Source organism: Candidatus Brocadia sapporoensis, from assembly GCF_001753675.2.
GTDB classification, from domain to species: Bacteria; Planctomycetota; Brocadiia; order Brocadiales; family Brocadiaceae; genus Brocadia; species Brocadia sapporoensis.
Map to the genome: position 1 here is coordinate 1 of NZ_MJUW02000041.1, position 10238 is coordinate 10238.

Here is a 10238-nt window from a genome sequence, read left to right on the forward strand (position 1 = left end):
AGGGTATTACAGAAGGTCGATTTTCGCACTGCGAAAATCGTTTGCAGAATTTAGGTTGTATTTAAAAAATTGATTGAATAAAGTCTTCATTTTTAACAATCCAACGATAAATATCCTTAACGGTATCTTCTACGGAACATTTCGGTTGCCAGCCAAAAGCCTGTGTCGCCTTTCTGTAATCTGTGACGTAAAATGGGATATCCACACTCAAGGTGTTCTGGACACTGTTTATTGGCACCTCATTTTGAGTGATCTCCTTGCAAATTTGCGTTAACTCAAGCAAACTTACAGAAATATCCAGCCCGCCTCCAAGATTAAAAATTTCACCAGAAAGGACGCCTGTTTTTTCATTTTGAAGACTTAGCGCTTCAAAAAGGTCTTTGGGATGAAGAATGTCTCTGACCTGTTTTCCCTTCCCGCCAAAGCCAGTGTATTTTAAAGATTTTTTCAAGTAGTGGTTGACCACCCACAGGGTAAAAACCCCTTGTTCGACTTTGCCGAATTGCCCAGGGCCGCAAATGACACCGCAGCGATTGATTACCGCTTTCAGACCATAGGCCCTCACATATTCTTGTATCAGAAGTTCCGAGGCTAGTTTTGTAGCTCCATAAAGGGATCGGGCTGTATTGGTAGGAAATTCCTCATTGATACCTTGAGTTGATAATCCCCTCATAAAAGCCTTAGGAGAATCAATGTGAAAGCGCGAGTCTCCTTCCTTGAGAGGGATGTTAAGCAAAGGGTCAATGGAATAAACCCTGGATGAAGACAAGAAGATGAAGTGTCCAGCATTCTTTAATGCAAAATTCAAACAATTTATAGTGCCCGTTAAATTGGTCTGAATAGCATAATTATCGGGGCGGTTTAAACCGGCAACAACAGAAGGCTCTGCAGATGCCTCAATGAACAAATCAAAAACGCCTTCAATTGCATCAAGATCTCCCTGACACCGGATATCACCATGAATAAATCGAATACCCCTGTCTTTAAAATCTTTTAAATTAAACTCAGACCCTCTTCTATGGAGATTATCCAAAGCAACAATGTTGGCAGACGGGTATCTTTCCTTATACATCCGGCACAGATAAGAACCCACAAAACCAGCACCGCCGGTAACCAGAATATTTATCATTCCTTACACTTTTGTTTTATGTTATTTTTATGGTTCATCTCCCATGTAGTCAAAGAAACAGGCGGGAGATCTGATATCGATATGATTCCCAGCTTGCGTTGCTGCCCGAATCCCATTCTCATTTCCTATCCAATGTCCTTTGTCTGTTTTATTGTTGTGCCAAACATTCGTCCTTTTTGCCGTCTTGTTTCTGACAAAACCCTTTGTTTTCGCCATTAGTTTACCCCACCCCATTCAAATATTCAATACCTTTCTCCGATTCCTTTTATCTTCTTCTCGCGGTCATGGTACTTCGAAAACATCTGTAATTATTGAAGCATCTACCCATGGAGATGCTGTTGGCTTTGCCAAAAGGCTGTAGTAGATAAAGTGGAAAGTGCAACCATTGACCGCCTCATAACGCAGCAAAGCCGCAACCAAATCCTCCTTATCGTTCGGCTGAGCGCTCACGACTAAGTTTAGAAGGGCGAGGGGGGGTATAAAAAAATTTCCAAAAAAAGATTTTACACGGTAATACTGCAAAGACGAATGTGAGAGGAAATCAATCGGTAGATTCGGGAAAAAACATTTACAAACATATCTTGATTGTCTAGGAACTTTCATTTTATTTAAACAGGTTACTGCATGGCATGGACTTCGTCGTGATGGTTCGACAGGATCATCATGCACTGCGCTACACCCTGAGCCTGCAGAAGGATCCATCGAACGACAAACTTGTTTGCCCATACGGTTTAAGTATACACACGGATTTGGAATATATCACACTGACAAACTTTGTTTGTCAGTGCCACCCTGTAACCGAGGACATAGTCCGATGAATTTTGTTATCGGTTCAATCAAAAAAAATGGAGGCCTCAACTCTTTAATAGATTAGTTACTGTCTGTGTTAACTCGTAAGCCATTTCCTTTACTGAACCAATTCAATACCTATTTTATATATAAATAAAAAAGCACCTTGATCCCCCCTATTGATTGATAAACTGTATTAAAATAAGAAGGTTGATGAAGACCAGATATAAAACATGTTATAATATTCCTCACATATCAAATTGTTATACCGAGTGAAATCAGAGAGACACTTCTGCTCTCACCGGGATAAAAGGTTCACGTTATTGTTCATGACAACCGCATTGAATTGATATTCGTTTGAGAACAAAAAGAATATTTCATGGGAAAAATATAGTAGCAACACGGGCAAACAACTGCCTGAACCCAGACGAGCTTTCTCACCGATACGCTAAAACCAATGGGGCGTTTTATGCCCTTGCACGTTTTCTGCGCAACTGAAGGAGGAAAAGTGATGAACGCTACCATTCGCCTTTTGACAGAGCGTGATCTCCCGGCCACAAGACGCATTATCGCCCTCGCATTCGGCACGTTCCTCGGTGTTCCTGAACCGGAGCAGTTTCGTGCTGATCGTGACTATGCGACTACCCGTTGGCATACAGACCCGGCCACAGCCTTTGTCGCTGAGATGGACGGTATGCTTGTCGGATCGAATTTTGTTACCCGTTGGGGTAGCGTGGGTTTCTTCGGTCCGATTACCGTGCACCCCGATCTGTGGGATCGTGGTATTGGCAAGCAGTTGATTGCCCCCGCCATGGAATGCTTTGACAGGTGGCATGTAACACATGCGGGTCTCTTCACTTTTGCCCAAAGCCCAAAACACATCGGTTTGTATCAACACTATGGCTTCCTGCCGCGGTTTCTGACTGCGATCATGTCAAAGCCGGTGCATTCACCCACAAGCCCTTCTCAATGGTCAACGTATTCTGCGTTGCCTGAGAGTGAACGTGAGGCATGTCTGCGGGCATGTCACACGTTGACAGATACCTTGTACGCAGGATTGGATGTGGAACTGGAAATCCGCGCCGTCTCTGCACAAGGTCTGGGTGACACGGTACTGCTCTGGAATGGTCGGGAATTAATGGGTTTTGCGGTCTGCCACTGTGGTCCCAATACGGAGGCAGGGCACAATAAATGCTACGTCAAGTTTGGTGCGGTGCAATCCGGACCAACAGGCGGAGCGCTGTTTGATCGTCTGCTGGACGGGTGCGAGGCCTTGGCAGCCACACAGAGTATGACACTCCTCGAAGCTGGTGTCAGTACAGCACGACGTCAGGCTTATCGTAAAATGCTCGAGCGAGGCTTTCGCACGGACATTCAGGGCGTAACGATGCATCGACCCGATGACCCGGGTTACAACCGGCCTGAGGTATATGTGATCGACGACTGGCGCTAACATGTGTATAGATTACGATAAGAAGCTCAATTCCTGAATCTGTCCAATCATCTTACTTCGACAGAGCCGTTACTCCTCAAAGCGTCCCACGGGATAATCATTTTTGGCGTTCACAGTAGCTGGAGAGAATAAAAAAAACTTGCATTCTTTTTTATCTTTCTTTACCATTGCCTCAGAATAAAAAAGCAATTTCCTTATCATTAACGTCATGAAGTCGGTCTCTTCTGTAACGAACGTGATGTCAGAAACTCGGAGCCATGCAAAAATTAATGCTGTGACAGCAAAGAGTAGCGAGCCCATCGATGTCGACGCATTAGCAACTAAGTTTCGTCAATGGCGGGCACAGCACAAGACACCGGGCACGGTCATTGCCGCTCATCGGGAAGCCCTGCTGGAACGAGTTGCCCAATCAATGACATTTGAAGGTGAACCGATTACCGAAGCTCGTCTTAAATTTCTATTAAATCAATCGGACACATGAGTGAAGAAACAGGACACCTAGGATCAACCCGGTCGTTTGAAACGACGGAGGGGACTTTTACCTATACGGAAGTCTCAGAGAAGTTGGCCGTATCACTTGCCCGGATACTTGATCAGCTTTTGCAAACTTTACCCCATGAGATCGTCATTACCCCTGAGTGGCTCTGCCAGAAACACCGGGAACTTGCCGGACATCTCTTTCCCGAATGGTCTGGCCGGTTTCGGACAACGGATGTGAAGGTCGGGACGCTGGAGCCTCCGCCTTATTACAAAGTGCCGGTTCTCGTGCACTCTTTCTGCGATGATTTGGCTGAGCGGTTGCGGCATGTGGATGACGAAGATCTGCCCGATATGGCGGAGTTTCTCGCCTGGGTGGATTGGCGATTTCAGTGGATTCATCCTTTCAAAGACTTCAACGGCCGTATCGGCCGTCTGGTGCTGGCCGTACTTCTTTACAGACTTGCCCTGCCCCCTGTTGAAACCGCGCCCACAGACCCTGAGAGGCGTCGTAAATATCTTGAAGCCCTGCGGGCCGGCGACGCAGGAGATCTCAGCCCGCTTCAAAAATTATGGATCCGGCGACTCGGAGACGCAATCTAGCCCTCAAATCTGATTCGTTCCCGGACATCATGAGCTTGCAAATTGAAGAATAAAAAGCTAAAATACGGCATGGAATTAAATCACGTTGGCATAACAAATAAGAATGAAGAGCAGGCAATACGGTTCTATCAAGATTTTTTAGGTCTTGAGAAGACAAGAGAAATTCTCCTGCCTCCGGAACTTTCGGAGCAATTGTTTTCCCTTTCCCGGGAGATCAAAGCGCTGGTATTTGAAAAACCCGGGCTAAAGGTTGAGGTATTCATATCCGATTTTCAACATGCCAACCCTAATTTTACCCATTTCGGCCTGATGCTGGACAATTTCGCAGAGATAACAGAAAAGGCACAGCGGTCACATGTTGAGATTATCCTCGGGAAACATAAGGAGAAGACCGTATACTTTCTCAAGGATTTTTCCGGCAACCTGATTGAAATAAAACAAAAATCTTAAGACCGTATAACCGCAATAACGTTGCCCCCTGCATCCCTCCTTATTTCAAAAGCATAATGATATGAAGAAAAGCGCTTTATGTTAGCCTTGCAGCATGATGTATTATGCGGTTTTTTGTGGATTCTTGGCAGAGAATCCGATGGAAGAGGGACCGCATCTAAAGGCCTCGCTATCTCTCCAAATCTGAACAATCCCGAAAAGGTAAAAATCTGAAATATGTAGGTCTATCCTGTCAGGGTTTATTTTATTTATATTTCTGCAGGCTGTTGTCCTATCATTTCCTTTCCTGAAGATCGTTGAAACAATTTTCGAACCTTTCCCTGGAAGGTATCCATGTAGATGTAAAATACCGGGGTGAGGTAAAGGGTAACGAGTTGTGAAAAGAGCAGTCCGCCTACCATGACAAGTCCCAGTGGACGGCGCGTCTGCGCTCCTGCGCCAAAGCCGAGGGCTATCGGTAAAGCACCCATGAGCGCAGCCATCGTGGTCATCATGATGGGACGGAACCGAATCAGACACCCCTGATATATAGCCTCCATCGGGCTCTTACCATCATTCCTTTGTGCTTCTAAGGCAAAATCGATCTGCATAATGGCATTTTTCTTAACGATACCTATCAGCATAACAAGACCTACAAAGGCATAAACATCCAACTCTATATGGAAAATGAGAAGCGTCAGGAGTGCACCCAGCCCGGCAGAGGGAAGTCCGGACAGAATGGTTACCGGGTGGATGAAGCTTTCATAAAGTATCCCCAGTACGATATAAATGACCAGAATGGCAAGAAACAACAGCATTCCCAGCCCTCGCATCGACGATTGAAATTCCTGGGCCGTACCCTGGAAGCTGGTGCTGATAGCCGGAGGCAAGGTCTTACGGGAAAGTTTGTCGACCTCCGCAACAGCCGTGCTGAGGGCAACCCCCGGTTTAAGGTTAAACGAAATCGTTACCGCAGGGAACTGCCCCAGGTGATTAATTGTCTGTGGGCCGAGATTCTCGGTCAGCGTCGCTACCGCATATAGCGGAACCGGAATCCCATTCGACGAGTTTACATAAAGCATCTGCAAGGTTTCCTGGTTCACCTGATACTGCGGTTCTAATTCCATAATGACTTTATATTGATCATTCGATGCGTAGATCGTTGAAACCCACCGGTTACCATAAGCGCTTTGCAATGCATCTTCGATCTGCCTGGCCGTCACCCCTAGTGTTGATGCCTTGTCCCGTTGAATTACAACGTTTACCTGAGGATTCTTGATAAGCAGGTCGCTGGTTACATCCTGCAATATCGGCAGATCACGCATTTGGGCCTCCAGTATCGGGGCATAGTGATACAGTTCTTCGATATTCGGGCTTTGTAAGGTAAATTGATAAAGGCTTTTCGTCATCTTACCACCAATACGAATTTCGGGTGGATCTTGCATGAAGACCCTGATGCCAGGAATTATGGCAAGCTTTTGCCGTAATTCTTCCATTACCTTTTCGGAACTCGGATGGAACCCGGGGCCGTGTTTTAAATGGATAAATAAGACGCCCTGATTAGAGCTGGCTGTGACACTGGAACTGCCGACGCTTGAATAGAAATCTCTGACGTTTGGGTTTCTCCTAACAATATCAGCTACCGCCTGCTGGAGTTGCACCATCTTGTCATAAGAGACCCCCTGTTGCGCCTCGGTAATACCAAAAATTGTTCCCTGATCCTCGTTTGGAAGGAAACCCTTGGGAACGATTACAAAAAGATATCCCGTTGCCAGCAGGATGACGCCAGAAACTACCATTGTGATCAGACGATGGTGTAAAGCCAGCCTGAGCGACCGCTCATAAACCTTCAATATGCGATTAAAACCATTTTCAATAATCATATAAAGACGCCCATGTCTCTCTTCAGATGGCGGGCGCAGGAAACGGCTGCATAACATAGGTGTGAGACTAAGGGAGACAAATCCTGATATCAGAATCGCCACACAAATTGTAACAGCAAATTCCCGAAACAATCGCCCAACAACACCTCCCATGAACAGTACAGGAATAAACACAGCTACAAGCGAGAGCGTCATGGATAAAATGGTAAAACTAATTTCTTGAGACCCTTTTAGCGCTGCCTGAAAGGGTTTTTCTCCCATCTCCATGTGGCGAACGATGTTTTCAAGAATAACAATAGCGTCGTCTACCACAAACCCTATTGCAAGAATCAGTGCAACGAGGGAGAGGTTGTCCATACTGTAATTCAGTAAATACATCACTGCGAAGGTGCCCACAACAGACAGCGGGAGCGCCAAGCTGGGAATCACCGTGGCAAAGAAATTACGCAGGAAAAGCAATATCGTCATGACAACCAGGACTAAAGTCAGGATCATAGTAAATTTGACTTCATTGATCGACTTCAGGATTGATTCTGAGCGATCATAGAGGATATGCAATTCGGCCGAAGAAGGAAGATGTGACTGGAAAACAGGCATAAGTTTTTTGACGGCGCCCGATACTTCGACTGCGTTTGTTCCCGGCTGGCGACGGACTGCCAGCACGATTGCCCGTTGGCTTCCGTTTTGATCTATGAACCAGGCAGCAGCCTTATCGTTTTCAACACTGTCAATAACTCTTCCCAATTCCTCGAGGCGTACGGGCGAGCCGCCACGATACGTTACAATGACAGGGCGGTAATCACTGGCTTTGAATAGCTGGCCGGTAGCAAAGACGGTGAATGCCTTGTGTGGTCCATACAGGACTCCCGTAGGCAGGTTTACGTTTGCATTGCGCAGCGCCTCTGCTACAGTATCGATTCCGATGCCTCTACTGGCAAGCGCATGCGGATTAAGCTGTGCACGAACGGCATATTTCTGCGGCCCAAAAATCTGTACCTCTGCTACGCCACTGGTCATGGAGATGCGCTGCGCCATCATGATATCTGCATAATCATGCAGTTCCCACAGGGGAAGTGTCCGGGAAGTCAGGCCAATATACATGATAGGCTGGTCTGCCGGATTTACTTTTTTGTATGTGGGCGGTTGAGGCATATCCTGAGGAAGAAACGGTGTAGACTGGGCTATAGCCGTCTGAACATCCTGAGCCGCTGCATCAAGATTCCGGCTCAGGCTAAACTGGAGGGTAATCAATGTGGATCCCAAAGAACTGGTGGAAGTCATAGAGTCTAAACCCTCTATAGTAGAAAACTGCCGTTCCAGGGGGGTCGCAACGGACGAAGACATGGTTTCCGGACTGGCGCCGGGGAGGCTGGCGCTTACCAGAAGCGTAGGAAAGTCAATGTTGGGAAGATCGCTTACCGGTAGTAATCTGTATCCTGCAACACCAAAGAGAAGCAACCCGATCATGACGAGGGTTGTCATGACAGGGCGACGGATAAAAGGACCTGAAATATTCACGGATTCATTCCTCCCTCTTGTCTGATTTTTGATTATCTAAATCGGAACTGTTTGGCGTCAGAGATTCCAAATCGTTTTTAATTTCCACTTTACTCCCGTGGATAATCTGGAATTGACCATCGGTTACTATTTTCTCTCCCGGTCGAAGCCCCTTTGCAATGACCATTTCCTGATCCATGCGATTTCCTACAACAACTGGACGATATTCTACTGTAAGGTCGGATTTAACGACATAAACATATAGGCCATCCTGTCCTGTCTGGACCGCCTGAGAAGGAATCACTACTGCGTTAGGTTGTGTCGTAAGCGTTAATATCACGTTAACAAACTGTTTCGGCCAGAGAAATTCATCTTCGTTGGGATAGACTGCTTTCAGCAGAATGGTCCCCGTAGATTTATCTACTTCGTTGTTAATAAAGGTCAGTTCTCCGATAACAGGGCTCACTTTACTTCCGGGAACAATTGCCTGCACTTCCAGATTTTTCTGCGCCATGTATTTTCTGACCTCTGATACCTCCTGCTCTGGTAAAGTAAAAGCAACGTATATCGGCTTTGTCTGATTAATCGTCACCAATACGGTATCGATATCTTTAACAATATTCCCCTGATTAACTTCAAGCTTTCCGATACGCCCGTTTATGGGGGAACGGATATGACAGTATCCAAGTTGAAGTTTGGCATTTTGCACAGCAGCCTCGTCAGCGCTAACCGTCGCCTTGAGCGCTTCATAATCGGTATGATACTGGTCATGTTCCTGCTTAGAAACCACGCCACTTTTCAGCAACTCTTCGTAACGATGTGCGTCTGCCTCTGCCTTTTTCATCTGAGCGGTATCCCTTAACAGACTGGCTTCGAATTGCTGAAGCATTGCCTTAAAAGGGCGGGGATCTATCATGTAAAGGAGATCCCCCTTTTTCACTTCCTGACCCTCTTTGAAATAGATGCGAGAGATCTCTCCTTCAACCCGCGTCTTGACCGATACGGTAGAATAAGCCTCCACATTTCCAATGGTGTGTATTTGAATGGGAATGTCTTTTTGTTCAGCAACAGCCACAGTAACCGGCACACCGGCTGGCATCATATGTTTCTCCCCTGATCCGGAAGAACAAGAAGCTAAAATAAATGCGATTCCCAAAATAAAACCATATTTCATGATAAAAAAATAATTCATCTCTCCGTTCCTTTGATAAAGATGGTGACAAATTCTCTGACAATTATGTCTGTATCGGTACGCCGGTACTTTTTCAATAGCAGGAAATTCTCAGCATCGAAATATGAAAAGAACATTCCAAGGAATACCCTTGCCCCTAACTCTGTATCAAAAACCCTCAAAATTCTCTTCTTCTGCATTTCCGCAAAATAGGATGCAAGGGTTTTAAACATTTCATCAATAAATGAATGGTAAATCCTGTGGATTTTTTCCGTATACCGATGCATTTCTGAATGCATTATCCGCACTAAGTCTTTTCTCTCTGTGAGAGAATCCAGAAATCTTTTTGCAATCAGTTCCAGTCCTTCTTCATATGATAGCCCCGCGATCTCCGGAAGAAGGCCTTTAAGAGCGGGAAGGAATGAATGGGTGTTAATTACCTCTTCAAAAAGTTTTTCTTTTGAAGGAAAGTGCCTGAACAGGGTAATTTCAGCAATACCGGCTGCCTTTGCAATCTCCTTTGTGGTTGCACCGAGATAGCCCTTTTTTGAAAAGAGTCTCAGCCCTGTTTCCAGAATTTTGTCTTTTGTCCTCATGATGTTCGGTTTACAATTTCTTTCTTTAAGGTACATTTATTGTGTAAGTAATTACTTACACACATAATAGGTCTTAAAAGATTTTTGTCAATAGGAAATATTCCGTAACTATTCAGAGAAACGGATGGTGAGAGAGAATAATTTCTCAGAATAGTTAGGAGCCGATAGGGAAAACGGGCAGACGGGAAAATCCCGAAGGGATGACATGATT

General features: G+C 45.5%; 10 protein-coding genes and 1 pseudogene. 5 read left to right on the forward strand and 6 right to left on the reverse strand.

The window, feature by feature from the left end; translation table 11 throughout:
• Positions 1-61: 61 nt before the first annotated feature.
• Together BIY37_RS03710 and BIY37_RS03715 are read right to left on the reverse strand one after the other, a co-directional pair.
• Positions 62-1129 (reverse strand): NAD-dependent epimerase/dehydratase family protein, encoded by a 1068-nt coding sequence (locus BIY37_RS03710; RefSeq protein ID WP_143299153.1) that lies wholly within the window; start codon positions 1127-1129, stop codon positions 62-64.
• A gap of 27 nt (positions 1130-1156) precedes the next feature.
• The gene (locus BIY37_RS03715) at positions 1157-1345 is read right to left on the reverse strand and encodes a hypothetical protein (RefSeq protein ID WP_143299154.1); all 189 of its coding nucleotides are present in this window, start codon (positions 1343-1345) and stop codon (positions 1157-1159) included.
• A gap of 1084 nt (positions 1346-2429) precedes the next feature.
• On the opposite strand from BIY37_RS03715, the pseudogene BIY37_RS14270 reads away from it, so the two are divergent.
• From BIY37_RS14270 to BIY37_RS03735, 5 genes and pseudogenes are all read left to right on the forward strand, one after another.
• A pseudogene (locus BIY37_RS14270) lies at positions 2430-2813 on the forward strand (GNAT family N-acetyltransferase); the annotation flags it as partial.
• Between the two features lie 36 nt (positions 2814-2849).
• Positions 2850-3371: a hypothetical protein gene (locus BIY37_RS13815; protein ID WP_230402426.1), complete on the forward strand. Its 522-nt coding sequence runs from the start codon at positions 2850-2852 to the stop codon at positions 3369-3371.
• A 238-nt stretch (positions 3372-3609) separates the two neighbouring features.
• A complete protein-coding gene (locus BIY37_RS03725) occupies positions 3610-3852 on the forward strand; it encodes a hypothetical protein (protein ID WP_143299155.1) in 243 nt (80 codons plus the stop codon).
• 119 nt (positions 3853-3971) lie between these two features.
• The gene (locus BIY37_RS03730; RefSeq protein WP_179129273.1) at positions 3972-4451 is read left to right on the forward strand and encodes a Fic family protein; all 480 of its coding nucleotides are present in this window, start codon (positions 3972-3974) and stop codon (positions 4449-4451) included.
• Between the two features lie 42 nt (positions 4452-4493).
• Positions 4494-4901, forward strand: a complete 408-nt coding sequence (locus BIY37_RS03735; protein ID WP_143299156.1) for a VOC family protein — start codon at positions 4494-4496, stop codon at positions 4899-4901.
• Positions 4902-5149: 248 nt separating this feature from the next.
• Here BIY37_RS03735 and BIY37_RS03740 read toward each other — a convergent pair whose 3' ends face one another.
• From BIY37_RS03740 to BIY37_RS13820, 4 genes are all read right to left on the reverse strand, one after another.
• A complete protein-coding gene (locus BIY37_RS03740) occupies positions 5150-8281 on the reverse strand; it encodes an efflux RND transporter permease subunit (RefSeq protein WP_070066501.1) in 3132 nt (1043 codons plus the stop codon).
• Positions 8282-8285: 4 nt separating this feature from the next.
• Complete coding sequence (locus BIY37_RS03745; protein ID WP_070066502.1) at positions 8286-9452, reverse strand: efflux RND transporter periplasmic adaptor subunit; 1167 nt, start codon at positions 9450-9452, stop codon at positions 8286-8288.
• Positions 9449-10027 (reverse strand): TetR/AcrR family transcriptional regulator, encoded by a 579-nt coding sequence (locus BIY37_RS03750; RefSeq protein WP_080324828.1) that lies wholly within the window; start codon positions 10025-10027, stop codon positions 9449-9451. The genes BIY37_RS03745 and BIY37_RS03750 overlap by 4 nt, the downstream gene beginning before the upstream one ends.
• Positions 10024-10238: hypothetical protein (locus BIY37_RS13820; protein WP_230402427.1), on the reverse strand; the 215-nt coding region annotated here is incomplete at its 5' end. The genes BIY37_RS13820 and BIY37_RS03750, both read right to left, overlap by 4 nt.

What these genes read in the sequence shown, in the direction of transcription:
- BIY37_RS03715 (WP_143299154.1), bottom strand. Translation starts at nt 1,345, where the DNA reads ATGGCGAAAACAAAGGGTTTTGTCAGAAACAAGACGGCAAAAAGGACG.
- BIY37_RS13815 (WP_230402426.1), top strand. Translation starts at nt 2,850, where the DNA reads ATGTCAAAGCCGGTGCATTCACCCACAAGCCCTTCTCAATGGTCAACG.
- BIY37_RS03750 (WP_080324828.1), bottom strand. Translation starts at nt 10,027, where the DNA reads ATGAGGACAAAAGACAAAATTCTGGAAACAGGGCTGAGACTCTTTTCA.
- BIY37_RS03710 (WP_143299153.1), bottom strand. Translation starts at nt 1,129, where the DNA reads ATGATAAATATTCTGGTTACCGGCGGTGCTGGTTTTGTGGGTTCTTAT.
- BIY37_RS03745 (WP_070066502.1), bottom strand. Translation starts at nt 9,452, where the DNA reads ATGAATTATTTTTTTATCATGAAATATGGTTTTATTTTGGGAATCGCA.
- BIY37_RS03725 (WP_143299155.1), top strand. Translation starts at nt 3,610, where the DNA reads ATGTCAGAAACTCGGAGCCATGCAAAAATTAATGCTGTGACAGCAAAG.